Annotated in this window: 16 protein-coding genes; 12 read left to right on the top strand and 4 right to left on the bottom strand. The window is 72.1% G+C overall.

Going from position 1 to position 15,360, the window contains the following annotated elements:
- Window positions 1-127: 127 nt before the first annotated feature.
- A complete protein-coding gene (locus EDF55_RS10365; RefSeq protein ID WP_123654891.1) occupies window positions 128-1,600 on the bottom strand; it encodes an NCS2 family permease in 1,473 nt (490 codons plus the stop codon).
- 55 nt (window positions 1,601-1,655) lie between these two features.
- Between EDF55_RS10365 and folE the strand changes: the two genes are divergently transcribed.
- From folE to EDF55_RS10340, 5 genes are all read left to right on the top strand, one after another.
- On the top strand, window positions 1,656-2,237 hold the full coding sequence (gene folE, locus EDF55_RS10360) for a GTP cyclohydrolase I (RefSeq protein WP_260235886.1): 582 nt from the start codon (window positions 1,656-1,658) through the stop codon (window positions 2,235-2,237).
- Window positions 2,234-3,145, top strand: a complete 912-nt coding sequence (gene folP, locus EDF55_RS10355) for a dihydropteroate synthase (RefSeq protein ID WP_123654889.1) — start codon at window positions 2,234-2,236, stop codon at window positions 3,143-3,145. The genes folE and folP overlap by 4 nt, the downstream gene beginning before the upstream one ends.
- The gene (locus tag EDF55_RS10350; protein WP_123654888.1) at window positions 3,142-3,933 is read left to right on the top strand and encodes a pyrimidine reductase family protein; all 792 of its coding nucleotides are present in this window, start codon (window positions 3,142-3,144) and stop codon (window positions 3,931-3,933) included. Before folP ends, EDF55_RS10350 begins: the two co-directional genes overlap by 4 nt.
- Before the next feature lie 143 nt (window positions 3,934-4,076).
- Window positions 4,077-4,730 carry an HAD-IA family hydrolase gene (locus tag EDF55_RS10345; protein WP_123654887.1) on the top strand — a complete coding sequence of 218 codons (654 nt, stop codon included), beginning with the start codon at window positions 4,077-4,079 and terminating at the stop codon, window positions 4,728-4,730.
- 122 nt (window positions 4,731-4,852) lie between these two features.
- Window positions 4,853-5,413: a type 1 glutamine amidotransferase domain-containing protein gene (locus EDF55_RS10340; RefSeq protein ID WP_123654886.1), complete on the top strand. Its 561-nt coding sequence runs from the start codon at window positions 4,853-4,855 to the stop codon at window positions 5,411-5,413.
- A gap of 3 nt (window positions 5,414-5,416) precedes the next feature.
- On the opposite strand, the gene EDF55_RS10335 is transcribed toward EDF55_RS10340, so the two are convergent.
- Window positions 5,417-5,980 carry a molybdenum cofactor biosysynthesis protein gene (locus tag EDF55_RS10335; RefSeq protein WP_123654885.1) on the bottom strand — a complete coding sequence of 188 codons (564 nt, stop codon included), beginning with the start codon at window positions 5,978-5,980 and terminating at the stop codon, window positions 5,417-5,419.
- A gap of 82 nt (window positions 5,981-6,062) precedes the next feature.
- Here EDF55_RS10335 and EDF55_RS10330 point away from each other — a divergent pair, with 82 nt between their 5' ends.
- The 5 genes from EDF55_RS10330 (at window position 6,063) to EDF55_RS10310 (ending at window position 11,577) form a co-directional block, all read left to right on the top strand.
- Window positions 6,063-7,613, top strand: coding sequence for an AlkA N-terminal domain-containing protein (locus EDF55_RS10330; RefSeq protein WP_123654884.1), 1,551 nt, complete (start codon window positions 6,063-6,065; stop codon window positions 7,611-7,613).
- Entirely contained in the window at window positions 7,610-8,122 is a 513-nt protein-coding gene (locus EDF55_RS10325) for a methylated-DNA--[protein]-cysteine S-methyltransferase (RefSeq protein WP_123654883.1), read from the top strand. Before EDF55_RS10330 ends, EDF55_RS10325 begins: the two co-directional genes overlap by 4 nt.
- A 151-nt stretch (window positions 8,123-8,273) precedes the next feature.
- Window positions 8,274-9,083, top strand: coding sequence for an alpha/beta fold hydrolase (locus EDF55_RS10320; protein WP_165931358.1), 810 nt, complete (start codon window positions 8,274-8,276; stop codon window positions 9,081-9,083).
- Window positions 9,084-9,095: 12 nt separating this feature from the next.
- On the top strand, window positions 9,096-9,971 hold the full coding sequence (locus tag EDF55_RS10315) for a hypothetical protein (RefSeq protein WP_123654881.1): 876 nt from the start codon (window positions 9,096-9,098) through the stop codon (window positions 9,969-9,971).
- A 130-nt stretch (window positions 9,972-10,101) separates the two neighbouring features.
- The gene (locus EDF55_RS10310; RefSeq protein WP_123654880.1) at window positions 10,102-11,577 is read left to right on the top strand and encodes an APC family permease; all 1,476 of its coding nucleotides are present in this window, start codon (window positions 10,102-10,104) and stop codon (window positions 11,575-11,577) included.
- A gap of 109 nt (window positions 11,578-11,686) precedes the next feature.
- Here EDF55_RS10310 and EDF55_RS10305 read toward each other — a convergent pair whose 3' ends face one another.
- Window positions 11,687-12,625 carry a LysE family transporter gene (locus EDF55_RS10305; protein ID WP_185017309.1) on the bottom strand — a complete coding sequence of 313 codons (939 nt, stop codon included), beginning with the start codon at window positions 12,623-12,625 and terminating at the stop codon, window positions 11,687-11,689.
- Between the two features lie 68 nt (window positions 12,626-12,693).
- Between EDF55_RS10305 and EDF55_RS10300 the strand changes: the two genes are divergently transcribed.
- Window positions 12,694-13,638 (top strand): LysR family transcriptional regulator ArgP, encoded by a 945-nt coding sequence (locus tag EDF55_RS10300; RefSeq protein WP_123654878.1) that lies wholly within the window; start codon window positions 12,694-12,696, stop codon window positions 13,636-13,638.
- Here EDF55_RS10300 and EDF55_RS10295 read toward each other — a convergent pair.
- On the bottom strand, window positions 13,620-14,165 hold the full coding sequence (locus EDF55_RS10295) for a TetR/AcrR family transcriptional regulator (RefSeq protein WP_123654877.1): 546 nt from the start codon (window positions 14,163-14,165) through the stop codon (window positions 13,620-13,622). The genes EDF55_RS10300 and EDF55_RS10295 overlap by 19 nt on opposite strands.
- A 120-nt stretch (window positions 14,166-14,285) precedes the next feature.
- Between EDF55_RS10295 and EDF55_RS10290 the strand changes: the two genes are divergently transcribed.
- Window positions 14,286-15,323 carry an aldo/keto reductase gene (locus tag EDF55_RS10290; RefSeq protein ID WP_123654876.1) on the top strand — a complete coding sequence of 346 codons (1,038 nt, stop codon included), beginning with the start codon at window positions 14,286-14,288 and terminating at the stop codon, window positions 15,321-15,323.
- Window positions 15,324-15,360 lie beyond the last annotated feature (37 nt).

Here is a 15,360-nt window from a genome sequence, read left to right as displayed (position 1 = left end):
AACGGGAACCGGCTCGCACCACGGACGTCCGTGGTGCGAGCCGGTTGCTGTTGTGCGCTGCCGAAGTGAACCGCCGCCGCCGCAGCAGCGCGCAGTGCGCCAGCGCGCCGCCGCGCGCCGCCGCGCGTCAGCCGACGCCGAGCACGCTCTCCAGCGGACCGCGCGCGAAGTACAGCAGGAAGCCGGCGGCGACCACGTAGAGCAGCCACGAGACCTCACGACCCTTGCCCGACAGCGCCTTGATCAGCACCCAGCTGATGAAGCCCGCGCCGATGCCGTTCGCGATCGAGTACGTCAGCGGCATCACGACGATCGTCAGGAACGCGGGGAGCGCCGAACCGAAGTCGCTCCACTCGATGTCCTTCACCTGCGCCACCATGAGCGCACCGACGACGACGAGCCCGGCGGCGGCGACCTCGAGCGGGACGACCTGCGTCAACGGCGTCAGGAACATCGACGCCAGGAACAGCAGCCCCGTGATGACCGACGCCATGCCGGTCCGGGCGCCCTCGCCGATGCCCGCCGCCGAGTCGATGAAGACGGTGTTCGACGACACCGATGCGCCACCACCGGCGATCGCGCCGGCACCCTCGACGACGAGCGCCGAGCGGAGGCGGGGGAAGGTGCCGTCGGGCTTCGCGACCCCGGCGGCCTTCGCCAGGCCGGTCATCGTGCCCATCGCGTCGAAGAAGTTCGTGAACACGAGGGTGAAGACGAGCATCGACGCGGCGAGCGGGCCGATGCGGCTGAACGCACCGAAGTCGAAGTGGCCGACGAGCGACAGGTCCGGCAGGGCGAACAGCGCGCTCGGCAGGCCGGGGGCGTTGAGGTTCCACCCGGTCTTGGAGTCGACCGAGGTCGGCACGTGGAAGATCGCCTGCAGGATGATCGCGATGACCGTCGTCGCGATGATGCCGATGAGCAGCGCACCCTTGACCTTGCGGGCCATGAGCGTGCCGATGATCACCAGGCCGATGAGGAACACGATCGTGGGGAGCGCCCCGACGGAGCCGTCCTCGCCGAGCTGCAGCGGCGGCGACGCGAGACCCGAGGAGCGGACGAACCCGGAGTCCACCAGACCGATGAACGCGATGAACAGGCCGATGCCGACCGTGATCGCGGCCTTCAGCTGCGCTGGCACCGCGGTGAAGATCATCGTCCGGATCCCCGTCAACGCGAGGATCACGATGATCACACCGTTGATCACGACGAGGCCCATCGCCTCCGCCCAGGTGACCTGGTGCACGACGCTGACCGCGAGGAACGAGTTGATCCCGAGGCCGGCCGCGATGCCGAACGGCAGGTTCGCGATCACCCCCATCGCGATCGTCATGAGACCGGCGACGAGTCCCGTCGCCGCGGCGACCTGGGCGTTCTCGAGCCAGCCGCCGGTGACGTCCTTCGCGGCCTGGTCGGCGCTGAAGCCACCGAGGATGAGCGGGTTGAGGATGACGATGTACGCCATGGTCACGAAGGAGACGAGACCACCACGGACTTCGCGGGGGATGCTCGAACCACGCTGGGTGATCGAGAAGAAGCGGTCGAGGCCGGAGGCGACTCGGTTCCGGGGCGTCGTTTCGGTTGTCTGCGGGGCGCTCACCGCCCAAGTTTAAAGGAACCTGGCAACGTCGGTGGCCTGGTGTTGGATGGAGGACGTGAACCCGCGCCTGGACCGTGCCCGCGCCGAGGCCGCCGTGCGGGAGCTCCTCGCAGCACTCGGGCAGGACCCTGACCGCCCGGAGCTCGACCGCACCCCGCAGCGGGTCGTCGACGCGTTCACGGAGTTCTTCTCCGGCACCGAGCTCGACGCCGTCGCGATCGCCCGGGACGGCACCGTGCCCACCGACGACGACGAGCGCGGCGAGCTGGTGATCGTGCGCGACATCCGCTTCCGGTCGGTGTGCGAACACCACCTGCTGCCCTTCACCGGCGTCGCCCACCTGGCCTACGCACCGGGCGAGCGGCTCATCGGGCTCGGCACGCTGTCGCGGGTGGTGGATGCGCTCGCGTCCCGCCCGCAGCTGCAGGAACGGCTCGGCGAGCAGATCGTCGCCGCGGTGCAGGAGGGCCTGGCGGCACGGGGCGTCCTCGCCGTGCTCGACGCCCGCCATCAGTGCGTCACCACCCGCGGGGAGCGCCAGACCGCGTCGTCGACCGTCACGGTCGCCGCCACCGGGACGCTCGCCGACACGGCGGGGCGTGCCGAGGCGATCGCCCTGATCGGCGCCGGCGCATGACGGCGGTGCCGGCCGCGCCCGGATGGGTCGTTCCCGTCCTCCGGAGCCCGGTCCGCACCATCGGCCGCCGCACGATCGACTTCGACCACCGCATCGCCGTGATGGCGATCGTCAACCGCACCCCGGACTCCTTCCACGACCGCGGCGCGACCTTCGAGCTCGACCGCGCCGTCGCAGCAGCGGTCCGTGCCGCCGAACTCGGTGCCGACTGGGTCGACATCGGCGGCGTGAAGTTCGCGCCGGGCCCCGAACTCCCCACGTCCGAGGAGATCGAGCGCGTCGTCCCCGTCGTCGCCCAGCTCGCCGGACAGTCCGACGTCACGATCAGCGTCGACACCTTCCGCCCGGAGGTCGCGTCGGCAGCGATCGCCGCCGGTGCCAGCGTCATCAACGACACGACGGGGCTCTCCGACCCGCGGATGGCATCGGTCGTCGCCGACTCCGACGCGACGATCGTCATCACGCACTCGACGGCGCCGCCGCGCCAGCAGCTGCCCGTCCCGCCGTCCTACGACGACGTCACCGCGTCCGTGGTCGGGTTCCTGCGTGAGCGCGTGGACCGGGCGCTCGCCGCGGGCATCCCGGACTCGCGGATCATCGTCGACCCCGGCCACGACCTCAACAAGAACACCGTGCACACGCTCGAGCTCACCCGCCGACTTCCCGAGGTCGTCGCGCTCGGGTACCCCGTGCTCGCGGCGGTGTCGAACAAGGACTTCGTGGGGGAGTCGCTCGGCCGGCCCCGCGGTGCTCGTCTCGCGGGCTCGCTCGCGGTCGCCACGGTGAGCGCGATGCTGGGTGCGCGGATCGTCCGGATGCACGACGTCGCGGAGTCCGTGGACGCCATGCGCATGGTCGAGGCGACGCTCGGCTGGCGTGTGCCGGTGGAAGCGCGGCACAACACGTGAACGTGCTGCCGCCGTCGATCGCGGACCTGACGGACGACGACCTCATCGCGCTCTACGGTGCGGTCCCGTTCGGTGCGGCGCAGGTCGGCGACGGCCTGGAGGCCCGGGTCGACTCCGCCGCGTCGGCCGGCGGCTGGTTGCGGGTCAACTTCGTGAGCACCCTCGACGGCTCCGCATCGGCCGGCGGTGTCACGGCCGGCATCGGTGGCCCCGACGACCTGCGGGTGTTCGACCTGCTGCGCCGGGTCGCGGACGTGGTGCTCGTCGCCGCGGGAACCGTGCGCGACGAGGGGTACGGGCCGATGCGGGTGCGGGAGTCCGACGTCGCGTGGCGCCGGGCGCACGGGATGCCCGACCACCCGGTGTTCGCCATCGTGTCCGGGTCGCTGTCGCTCGACCCCACGTCGAACGTCTTCACCGAGGCGCCGGTGCGGCCGCTCGTGCTGACCTCGTCCGTAGCCCCTGCCGACCGGCGCGCTGCCCTGTCCGAGGTCGCCGACGTGGTCGCGTGCGGGGACGACCGTGTGGACGTGGCGCTCGTGCGGGCGGCGCTGGTGGACCGGGGGCTCGCGCGGATCCACTGCGAGGGCGGTCCCTCGTTCCTCGGCTCGCTGATCGCGGCGGACCTCGTCGACGAGTTGTGCCTGACGGTCGACCCGTCGCTCGAAGGCGGCGCGGGGCCGCGCATCGCCCGGGGCGCCTCGCCCGAGCTGCGCCGGATGCGCTTGGCGCACGTGCTCCGCGGCGAGGGCGACGTCCTGCTCACGCGGTACCTCCGGCGCTCCTGATCCAGCTGATCTGCCGCGGTCGCGGTCGCTCTGGGTGCTTTGCGCCCGCGTACGCACATCGCGCCCCGACATGCGCGGGCGCAGTGTTCGCGGCGGGGCGCGATCACACGGGCGTGGATCCACCGACAGGTAGGGTCGGGCGCGTGATCGACATCGTGGCGTCCGGGGTCCTCTTCGACATGGACGGGACGCTCGTCGACTCGACGTCGGTCGTCGAGGGAGCGTGGAGCCGCTTCGGTGCGCAGCACGACATCGCCCCGTCGACGATCCTGGCGTTCTCGCACGGCCGCCAGACGATCGACACCGTGCAGCACTTCCTGCCCGACCTGCCGTACGCCGAACAGCGTCGTCTGGCCGACGAGCTCGTCGCGGACGAGGTCGAGAACACCCACGGCATCATCGAGATCCCCGGCGCCGCCGCGTTCCTCGGCCGGCTGGTCGACGCCGGCGTCCCCGTCGCGCTCGTCACGAGCGCACCGCGCGACCTCGCCCTGAACCGGATGCGCGCCGCCGGGGTGACCGTGCCGGAGTCGGTCGTCACGTCGGAGGACGTCGAGCAGGGCAAGCCGCACCCCGACGGGTACGTCCGGGGCGCGGCGCTCCTCGGTCTCCGGGCCGAGGACTGCGTCGCGTTCGAGGACGCCCCCGCCGGCCTGCAGTCCGCGATCGCCTCCGGTGCGACGACCGTGGTCGTGGGGGAGCTCGACGCGGACGTGACGGTCGGGCTCGCGCGGGTGCGGGGCTTCGACGGCATCGAGGTGACGGCCGAGGGGTCGGCATTCCGGCTGCGCGGCTGACGCCCGGAGCGCCGCTGTGCGGCTGACGCCCGGTGCGCCAGCGAGCGGCTGAGTCGACGCCCAGCGCCACCGAGCACCCTGGTCGGTGCGGCCGGAGACCCCGGCACGTGGAAGGAGTGATCATGGCAGCCCTCGACGGGAAGAACGTCCTCGTCATCACGACCAACTACGGCGTCGAGCAGGACGAGATCATCGTCCCGACGGAAGAACTTCGGAAGCGCGGTGCCTCGGTGACGATCGCGGCGAAGGAGACCGACACGGTCCAGACCCTCGTCGGCGACAAGGACCCGGGCAAGTCCCTCGATCCCGACACCACGCTCGCGAACGTCCAGGCGGGCGACTTCGACGCACTCGTCGTCCCCGGCGGCACCATCAACGCCGACACGATCCGTCAGGAGACCGCAGCGGTCGACCTCGTGCAGGCCTTCGTCGCCGCCGGCAAGCCCGTCGCCGCGATCTGTCACGGCCCGTGGACCCTCGTGGAGGCCGGCGTGCTGACCGGTCGGACGATCACGTCCTACCCGTCGCTGCAGACCGACATCCGGAACGCGGGCGCCGAGTGGGTCGACCAGGAGGTCCAGGTCGACGAGACCGGCAGCACGATCATCACGTCGCGGAACCCGGGTGACCTGCCGGCGTTCGTCGACGCGATCCAGGCTGCGCTCGCACCGGCGAGCGTCTAGCCGCTAGACACCGACGGGCACGGGGCGGGCCGTGCGGAGCACCGCGGGGCCGAGGGTGAGCACGCCGTCGGACTCCGGGTCGCACCGCACCCCGCCCCGTCCGCGCATCGCCCGGAACGCGCCGGGAGCGATCTCGTGGTCCATCCAGGCGCAGGGGTTCGCCGGCCGGTACCCGCGGAACAGCACGGGGCCGTCGCCGGTGTCGAGCGAGAACGGCTCGCCCCGGAGCGCCTCGACGTCGACGCCCCGCAGGAACACGTTCCGACGGGTCGCGACCGGGTCCAGCGCGACGCCGAGCGACCGTCCGACGTCCTCGAGCGCCTCGAGCCCGATCACGGTGACGGACGCGTGCACGTGTGCCCGGGACGCGAAGTAGCGGTCGCCGACGATCCCGAGGCCGGCGCGCAGGCTGACCCGGTCGCGCAGTTCCTCCTCGTCCGCGGGGAGTGCGCCGTCGGCGGGCCGTCCCTCGTAGCGGTGTCGCCGGGAGACGAGGAGCGTCGCGACCTCGACCTGGGTGACGTGGTCGAGGGCACTGGACGCGACCGTCTCGGCACCGGAACCCATGTGCCCGACGGTACCGGAGCCTCCCGGCTGCGCCGTCCGATTTCCGCCAGTCGATGACGGTGGCGCGTGCCAGGCTTGCCGCATGACCACCACGGGAACCGACGCACTGCACGACGAGCGGTACCGCATCGCGGCGTCGCGCGACGCGCGGTTCGACGGCCAGTTCGTCACCGCCGTGCACTCGACCGGCATCTACTGCCGCCCGAGCTGCCCGGCGCGCACGCCCCGGTCGACGGGTGTGACCTTCTACCGGACGAGCGCCGCCGCACACCTGGCCGGGTACCGCGCGTGCAAGCGCTGCCTGCCGGAGGCCACTCCCGGCAGCCCGGAGTGGGACCTCCGCGAAGACGTCGCCGGCCGCGCGATGCGCCTCGTCCTCGATGGCGTCGTCGAGCGGGAAGGCGTCCCCGGGCTCGCGGCACGCGTCGGCTACTCCGAACGGCACCTCGGTCGGATCATGACGGAGGAGCTCGGGGCCGGACCGAAGGCGCTGAGCCGTGCGCACCGGGCGCAGACCGCACGGACGCTGCTGACGTCGTCCGACCTGCCGATCGCGGACGTCGCGTTCGCCGCGGGGTTCGCGAGCGTCCGGCAGTTCAACGACACCGTGCGCGAGGTCTTCGCCGTCACCCCGTCGGAGCTCCGTGCCCGCCGGCGGATCCAGCCGACCCTCGACGGCGGCCTGCACGTGCACCTGCCGGCCCGCGCGCCGTTCGACGCGCAGGGCCTCCTCGACTGGCACGCGCTGCACGCGCTCGCCGGGCTGGAGCAGGTGGTGCGGGGCGACGACGGCACGGTCCGGTCCTACGGCCGGCTCCTCGACCTGCCGGGAGGCCCCGGTTGGTTCAGTGCATCGGCCGCGGTCCCGGACGGGGCCGGGCGGGGCACCGGCATCGACCTGGTCGTGCGGGTGACCGACCTCAGTGACCTGCCGACGCTCGTGGCGCGGGTGCGGGCGCTGTTCGACCTCGATGCCGATCCGGTCGCGGTGGACACGGTGCTCGGATCGGTCCCGACCCTGGTGCCCGCCGTCACGAGGGTGCCCGGGATCCGGCTGCCGGGCGCGGTGGACGCGCACGAGGTGGTGTTCCGCACGCTCATCGGGCAGCAGGTCTCGGTGGCCGCGGCCCGGACGGCGCAGACCCGGCTGGTGGCAGCGCTCGGTGCAGCCGTGCCGACGGCGATCGCCCCGGACGGTGTCCTGTTCCCGTCCGCCGCCGTCATCGCGGAGCGCGGCGGTTCGGTGCTCCGGGGGCCGTCCGCCCGGATCCAGACGATCCTCCGCGTCGCGTCCGCGCTGGCGGACGGGTCGCTCGTCGTCGACGGCGGGCAGTCCCTCGACGAGCTCCGGAACGGACTCCTCGCCGTGCGGGGGATCGGACCGTGGACCGCGGACTACGTGGCACTGCGGGTCCGGCACCATCCGGACTTGTTCCTCCACAGCGACCTCGCCGTGCGGAACGGTGCACAGGAACTCGGACTGCCCGGTTCGGCGCGCGAGCTCTCCCTATGGTCGGAGCAGGTGGCCCCCTGGCGGAGCTACCTCACGATGCACTGCTGGCGGCCGATCGTCGACCGCGCGACCGCAGCCGCGCGTGCTGCTTCCACGACGTCCCGGAAGGACACCCCATGACCGATGCAGTGATCTCCACCCTCCAGACCCCCGACGGCGCGTTCACCGTGCTCGAAGACGACCAGGGCCGGGTGCTCGCGTCCGGCTGGACGGACTCGTTCGACCGGATCCTGGCGCGGGTACCGGCGCGCCACCGACCGTCCACCGTGATGGAGGGGCCCGTGTCCTCCGCGGACGCCGTCGACGCCTTCTACGCGGGGGAGATCGAGCACGCGATGCAGGTCCCCGTGCGGCAGGTCGGCACCGAGCTCTTCGAAGCGGGGTGGCTGCAGCTGCGGGAGATCCCCGCCGGGTCCACCCTGACCTACACCGAGCTCGCGGCGGCGATGGGCCGGCCGGACGCCGTGCGGGCAGCGGCGAGCGTGTGTGCCCGGAACGCCCCGGCGCTGTTCGTGCCCTGCCACCGCGTGCTCCGTTCCGACGGGTCGCTCGGCGGCTTCGCGTGGGGGCTCGACGTGAAGCGTTCCCTGCTCGAGCGGGAGTCGGTGGGTACGACCGCGCTGGTCTGATCGGCACCGTCCGCCTGCCCCGATCAGGGTCGTCTGCCCCTGGTTGCGGGGGATGACGGCAGCGCGCCGGGCTGCGACACTCGGAGGACGACCCGCACGGCCCCTCCCCGAGGACCCGACGCAGTGCCGTCGAACCACCGCTGAGGATCACATGCACCCTTCCACCGACCGAACGGTCGTCTCCGCCGACGGCACCCGCATCGCGGTGTCCGACGCGGGCAACGGCCCCGCGGTCGTCGTGGTCGGTGGTGCGTTCGGCCACCGTGGCACGCCGTTCGTGGAAGCCGTGGTCCAGGGCCTCGCCGATCACCACCGTGTGGTCACCTACGACCGTCGCGGCCGTGGGGACAGCGGGGACACCGGTCCGTGGGCGATCGAGCGGGAGGTCGAGGACCTTGACGCCGTCGTCGCCCAGGTCGACGGCCCGGTCACCGTCCTGGCCGTCTGCGTCGGTGCCGGTGTGGTCCTGCACGCGCTCGCCGCCGGTCTCCCGGCTGAGGCGGCCGTGCTGTGGGAACCGCCGTACCGCGCGAGCGTCGACCCGCACGCCGACGACGTCGTCTTCGCGGACACCCTCGACGAGCAGGTCGCCGCCGGCCGTCGCGCCGCAGCGGTCCGGGCGTTCCTGGCCCAGGTGCTCGGGCTGCCGATGAGCCAGGTGAGCGCGTTCCGCCTCCGTCCCCGCCTGTGGCGCACCCTGCTCGCCGACGCGCACGTGCTCGCTCGCGACGTCCGGATGCTCAACGGGCTCGCGATCCCGGAGCGGGTGCTCGCCGCGGTCGGGGTGCCGGTCGTCGTGGGTTCCGGCACCGCCAGCCCGCGGTGGCTCCGGCTCGCCGCGCGGGCCACCGCCGAGGCGATCCCCGGCTCCGAGCTCGTGATGATCGACGGCCAGGGGCACATCCCCGACGCTGCGACCCTCGCACGGCTGCTCGGCGCGCTCCGGACCCCGCGGCACTGAGAGGATGGTCGGGTGAGCGCACCCCGACTCGGACTCCTGCTGGACGTCGACGGCCCGATCGCCAGTCCCGTCTCCCGCACCATCGCGATCCAGAGCATCGTGGAGGACCTCGTCGCGCTCGCGGCAGAGGGCATCCCCGTGGTGTTCAACACGGGCCGGAGCGACGCCTTCATCCGTGAACAGGTCGTCCGTCCGCTGCTCGCCGGCGGGCTGGCTCCCGGCGGCCGGGTGCACGCCGTGTGCGAGAAGGGCGCCGTCTGGTGCTCGATCGGCCCGCAGTACGAGGACGGCATGAGCGACATCGCGATCGCCGAGGACCTCGCGCTCCCCACCGACTACGCCGACGAGATGCGCGAGCTCGTGCGCGCCGAGTACGCCGACCTGGTGTTCTTCGACGAGACCAAGCGCGCGATGGTGTCCGTCGAGCAGCGCGTCGAGGTGCCGAACGCCACCTACCTCGCCCGCCAGCCGGAGTTCGACGAGCGGGCGATGGCCGCACTCCAGCGCCGCGGTCTCGGCGTCCGCCGGCTCGACGACGTCCGGCCCGCTGCCGACGGTTCCGTCGCGTGGCGCATCGACCCGACGATCATCTCCACCGACGTCGAGTCCGACCGCAGCGGCAAGGACATGGGTGCAGAGCGCTCCCTCGAGCTCCTCGCCGAGGACGGCGAGCTGCCGCTGACCTGGCGCACGATGGGCGACTCCCGGAGCGACTACGCGATGGCCGACTGGCTGCACGCGAACGGGCACGACGTGGCGCACGTGGACGTCCGTCCGTCGGACGGTGTCCCGGCGACGCCGTACCCGGTGCTCACCGCACCCGACGGTGTCATCCACGACGAGGCGGGAGCCCGCTACCTGGCGGACTGGCGACGCGCGGCGGACTGACACCGGGCCTCCCGTCCGGTTCTGCACCGCCGTCTGCAGACCGGACCGTCCATGCGGACGCTTTGCGTACCGGGGTGGTACGCCAGTACCCTTCCGGGGTCCCACGCCAGCCGATGACGGGAACCACCCCATGGCAACGAAGCTCCGCACGAAGTCGATCGAGGCCTCCCTCGCCGACTCGGAAGAACAGGGACGCTCGCTGAAGCGCTCCCTGAAGACGTTCGACATCGCCGCGATGGGCATCGCGGTCGCGGTCGGCGCCGGGATCTTCTCGGTGGGGGCGAACGCCGCGGCGAACTTCGCCGGCCCGGGCGTGATCATCTCGTTCCTGCTCGCCGCCGTCACGTGCGGCCTGGCGATCATGTGCTACGCCGAGTTCGCCTCCACCATCCCGGTCGCCGGCTCCGCGTACACGTTCACCTACGCCACGATGGGCGAGCTGCTGGCGTGGATCGTCGGCTGGGACCTCATCCTCGAGACCCTCACCGCCAGTGCCGTGATCGCGAAGTACTGGGGCATCTACCTCAGCACCGCGTTCGAGGTCTTCGGCGTCAAGCTCCCGAGCACGATCGCCCTCGGCCCGATCGGCTTCACGTGGGGACCCGTCCTCATCGTCGGCATCTTCACCGCGCTCCTCGCGTTCGGGACCCGTCTGTCCTCCCGCGTCTCCGCGATCATCACGATCATCAAGGTCGCGATCGTCGTGTTCGTCATCGTGGTCGGCGCCTTCTTCGTCAAGGCCGCGAACTTCACCCCGTTCATCCCCGCCGCGCAGCCGTCGAAGGGGTCAGAGGGCAGTGTCTGGACGCAGTCACTCGTGTCCTGGTTCACCGGCTCCGAGCCCGCGCAGTACGGCGTCTTCGGTCTGCTCGCCGCCGCATCGCTGGTCTTCTTCGCGTTCATCGGCTTCGACGTCGTCGCGACCAGCGCGGAGGAGACCGAGAACCCGCAGAAGACGCTGCCGCGCGGCATCTTCATCGGGCTCGGCATCGTCACCCTGCTCTACGTCGGCGTCAGCATCGTGATCACCGGCATGGTCTCCTACAAGCAGCTCGCGCAGGAGGACGCGCCCTCCCTCGCCTCGGCCTTCGACCTCGTGGGTCTGCCGTGGGCCGCCGGGATCATCGCGATCGGGTCGCTCATCGGCCTCACCACCGTCGTGATGGTGCTGCTGCTCGGCCTGTCCCGCATCGTGTTCTCGATGAGCCGCGACGGCTTGCTGCCCCGCTGGTTCTCGGTGACGAACCCGAAGACGCAGACGCCCGTCCGGGTGCAGGTCGTCGCGGGCATCGTCGTGGCGCTGCTCGCCGGGTTCACCGCGGTGGACAAGCTCGAGGGCATGATCAACATCGGGACGCTCTCCGCGTTCGTGCTCGTGTCGATCGGGATCATCGTGCTCCGTCGGACCCGGCCGGACGCGCCGCGGTCGTTCCGGGTGCCGTGGTCGCCGGTGATCCCGATCCTGTCCGCCGTGCTGTGCTTCTGGCTGATGCTGAACCTCGAGGTCGAGACGTGGCTGCGCTTCGTCGTCTGGCTGGTCATCGGCTTCGCGATCTACTTCGGGTACAGCCGCCGGAACAGCCGGGTGGGGCGCGGGCTGCAGTAGGCATCCGCCGCCGCGTGGTGCGTCTTGGCCTCGCACAATTGAAAGCAGTTCGCACCACGTGATCCCGTGGTGCGAACTGCTCTTGGTTGTCGAAGAAGCGCCGCCGGAGTCAGGCGCCGATGAGCAAGGCGACGCCGAACGCGAGCATGATCACGGCGACGCAGCCGTCGAAGACGCGCCAGGTGAGCGGCTTCGCGAACAGCGGCCGGAGCAGCCGCCCGCCGAACCCGAGCGCGCCGAACCACAGGCAGCTCGCCGCGACGGCACCGAGCGTCCACCACCAGCGGTCGTCGGCGCCCTGCTGGTTGGCGACGGACCCGAGGAACACGAGCGTGTCCAGGTACACGTGCGGGTTCGCCCACGTGAAGACGAGCATGGTCAGGACCGCCGTGCGCATCGCGGGGGCGGCGACTCCGCTCCGGCCTGTGCGGTCGCTTCGGCCTGGAGGCTGGGCGAGCGTCGTCCGCACCGGCCCTGCTCCCACCGTGGCCGGGTCCACTGCCGCGTCGCGCCGCGCCGGCCCGGCTCCCACCGTGGCCGGGTCCACTGCCGCGTCGCGCCCCGCCGGCCCGGCTCCCACCGTGGCCGGGTCCACTGCCGCGTCGCGCCCCGCCACGGACGTCGCGCCCCCGTGCACCGGGGCGCGGTGTTCGCCCGGGGGCGCGACCCCGTCGTCGTCCGCGTTCCCGCCGTCCGTCGAGGTGCCCACGGCGACCCCGTCGTCCTCGGCTGCCACCCGGATCGCATCGCCCGACGGGCGCAATGCCCGCCGCGCCGCGAGCACCCCGTACGTCAGCAGGAAGGCAGCGCCCACGAGCCGGACCACGACGAGCGCGACCGGGAACCGCTCGACGACGGCCCCGACGCCGAGCACCCCGGCGATGATGAGCACGGCGTCGGACACCGCGCACACCACCACCGCGGCTGCCACGACCCGGAGACGTGCGCTCACCGCGAGCCGGAGCAGGTACGTGTTCTGCACACCGATCGCCACGATGAGGGCGAGTCCGGTGCCGAGGCCGGCGAGCACGGGGAGGATGACGGTCACGAGACGACGGTAGGCGTCGGCGCGGATGCAGTACAGCTCACGTTCCTGATGCGCCGTAAGCTCAGTTCATGCTCCGACTACAGCGCGAACACCTCGAGACGATCCTCGCGGCGGTCGACCTCGGCACGTTCGAGGCCGCTGCCCGCGCGCTGTCGATCACCCCGTCGGCCGTCTCCCAGCGGATCAAGGCGATGGAGCAGCTCGTCGGACGGGTCCTGCTGCAGCGGACCGTCCCGATCGAGCCGACGGCCGCCGGGGCGGTGGTGCTCCGACACGCGCGTCAGGTCCGACTGCTCGACGACGAGACGGCACGGGCACTCGGCGAGGGCGGGGACGCGCGGTCGTCCATCCCGTCGATCCCGCTTGCGGTGAACGCGGACTCACTCGGCACGTGGTTCCTCGATGCGTTGGCGCTGGTGCGCGCGGACACCGAGGTGGTCTTCGACCTGCACCGCGAAGACCAGGACCGCACCGCCGAGCTCCTCCGCTCCGGCACGGTGATGGCCGCGGTCACGGCGGAGTCGGAGCCGGTACAGGGCTGTTCGTCGGTGCCGCTCGGCATCGACCGGTACCGCGCGGTGGCGTCGCCGGCGTTCGTCGCTCGCTACCTGGACGGCGCGGACACGGAGCGCCGGATGCTGCAGCGGCTCGACCGGGTGCCGCTCGTGGACTACGACCACGACGACGACCTGCAGCAGGGGTTCCTGCGACGGGTCGTGGGGCACGCTCCCCGGGGTCCGCGGCACTTCGTCCCGACTTCGGCGGACTTCGCGCGGGCGGTGTCGCTCGGCTTCGGGTGGGGGCTGCTGCCGGAGGCGCAGTGTCTCGGAGCCCTCGAGCAGGGTTCGCTCGTGGAGCTGACCCCCGGGCGTCGCGCCGACGTGGCGCTGTGGTGGCAGCGCTGGAACCTCGCGTCGCCGCTCTTGGAACGGGTGACGGACGCGGTACGCGCCACGGCCGACGAGCGGCTGCACCCGATCGGTCAGCGCGCGGGTCAGACCGTCGCGCGGTAGCGGAGTCCGTCGACCAGGAGCCCGACCATGAGCTGGCTCTGCTCGGGCGTCGGTGCGCCGTGGCAGAGGTCCGCGACGGCGTGCAGCAGCTGACGGGCGTCCACGTCCGGGCGGATGGTGCCCGCCGCGGCGGCGGTGTCGAGGAGCCCGGTGAGCGCGTCGCCGAGCCTGCCGAGGAAGTACTCCGGCAGCGCCTGGAAGGCGGGGTCCCCGGAGTGCAGCGCCGACGCGAGGCCCCGCTTCGTCGCGACGAACTCGGTGAACCGCTGCACCCAGAGCGCGAGCGCCTCGTCTGGAGCGTGGGTCGCAGCGAGCTCGGGAGCGGCGTCGGCGCAGGCGTCGACCGCGCGCTGGAACACTGCGACGACCAGGTCGGACCGCTGGGGGAAGTGCCGGTAGAGCGTGCCCACGCCGACTCCGGCCCGATCGGCGATGACCTTCGCGGGGGCGTCGACCCCGTCGGTCGCGAACACGGCCTTGGCGGCGTCGGTCAGCGCGTCGAGGTTGCGTCGGGCGTCGGCGCGCACGGGTTCTCCCTTGCTCCTTGCGTAAACGGAATGGCTTTCCGTATAGTTCCGGAAGGGCGTTCCGGTTCGGTCCACGATACGGCACCGACGGTCAGGACGCCATCGACAGGAGGCACCACCATGCAGTACCGCACCCTCGGCCGCACCGGGATCCAGGTCAGCCCCTTCGCACTCGGCGCCATGATGCTCGGCACGGACGGCCGCATCGGCAACGGCGACGAGCAGGACTCCATCCGCATCGTGCACCGTGCGCTCGACGCGGGCATCAACCTCATCGACACCGCGGACCGCTACTCGCAGGGCGGATCGGAGGAACTCGTGGGCAAGGCGCTCAAGGGCCGCCGTGACCAGGTCGTCCTCGCCACCAAGTTCCACGGCCCGATGGGCGACGACCCGAACCAGCAGGGCAACTCCCGGCGATGGATCATGCAGGCGGTCGAAGGCTCCCTCCGCCGACTGCAGACCGACCACATCGACCTCTACCAGGCGCACCGCCCCGACGACACGGTCGACGTCGAGGAGACGCTCTCCGCGCTGACCGACCTGGTCCGGAGCGGCAAGGTCCGCGCGATCGGCAGCTCGGACTTCCCGGCGTCGATGCAGGTCGAGGCGCAGTGGACGTCGGAGCGCCGAGGGCTCGAGCGCTTCCGCACGGAGCAGCCGACCTACTCGATCCTGAACCGCGGCATCGAGCGCGAGGTCCTGCCGACCGCTGAGCGCTACGGCATGGGCACGCTCGTGTGGAGCCCACTCGCCGGCGGCATGCTCACGGGGCGGTTCCGGAAGGGGCAGGACAGTGACCTCGCTCGCGTCCGGATGTTCCAGCACAACTCCGACGAGCGCCGCATCGACGCCGTGGAGCAGGTCGTGGCACTGTCCGAGGACACGGGCATCCCGATGACGCACCTCGCGATGGCGTTCGCGATCGCACACCCGGGCGTCACGAGTGCGCTGATCGGCACCCGGTCGATGGAGCAGCTCGACGACCTGCTCGCCGGCTCCGAGGTCGCGCTCTCCGACGAGGTGCTCGACCGCATCGACGCGATCGTGCCGCCCGGCACCGACGTCGGCCGCCTCGACCAGCAGTACAACCCGCCGGCGGTCCTGCGCCCCGAGCTCCGCCGGCGTCCGGCTGCCGAGCGCCCCGCCGCCGCCTGACCGCACGCCGTTCCGCCTGCCCCTGCCTGACGTACGC

This window comes from Curtobacterium sp. ZW137 (genome assembly GCF_003762905.1).
Taxonomy (GTDB): Bacteria; Actinomycetota; Actinomycetes; order Actinomycetales; family Microbacteriaceae; genus Curtobacterium.
Note: the sequence above shows the minus strand (reverse complement) of the source record. Positions and strands in the feature narration are given on the sequence as shown.

What these genes read in the sequence shown, in the direction of transcription:
- EDF55_RS10290 (WP_123654876.1), top strand. Translation starts at nt 14,286, where the DNA reads ATGCAGTACCGCACCCTCGGCCGCACCGGGATCCAGGTCAGCCCCTTC.
- EDF55_RS10330 (WP_123654884.1), top strand. Translation starts at nt 6,063, where the DNA reads ATGACCACCACGGGAACCGACGCACTGCACGACGAGCGGTACCGCATC.
- EDF55_RS10300 (WP_123654878.1), top strand. Translation starts at nt 12,694, where the DNA reads ATGCTCCGACTACAGCGCGAACACCTCGAGACGATCCTCGCGGCGGTC.
- EDF55_RS10310 (WP_123654880.1), top strand. Translation starts at nt 10,102, where the DNA reads ATGGCAACGAAGCTCCGCACGAAGTCGATCGAGGCCTCCCTCGCCGAC.
- EDF55_RS10325 (WP_123654883.1), top strand. Translation starts at nt 7,610, where the DNA reads ATGACCGATGCAGTGATCTCCACCCTCCAGACCCCCGACGGCGCGTTC.
- EDF55_RS10320 (WP_165931358.1), top strand. Translation starts at nt 8,274, where the DNA reads ATGCACCCTTCCACCGACCGAACGGTCGTCTCCGCCGACGGCACCCGC.
- EDF55_RS10335 (WP_123654885.1), bottom strand. Translation starts at nt 5,980, where the DNA reads ATGGGTTCCGGTGCCGAGACGGTCGCGTCCAGTGCCCTCGACCACGTC.
- folP (WP_123654889.1), top strand. Translation starts at nt 2,234, where the DNA reads ATGACGGCGGTGCCGGCCGCGCCCGGATGGGTCGTTCCCGTCCTCCGG.
- EDF55_RS10340 (WP_123654886.1), top strand. Translation starts at nt 4,853, where the DNA reads ATGGCAGCCCTCGACGGGAAGAACGTCCTCGTCATCACGACCAACTAC.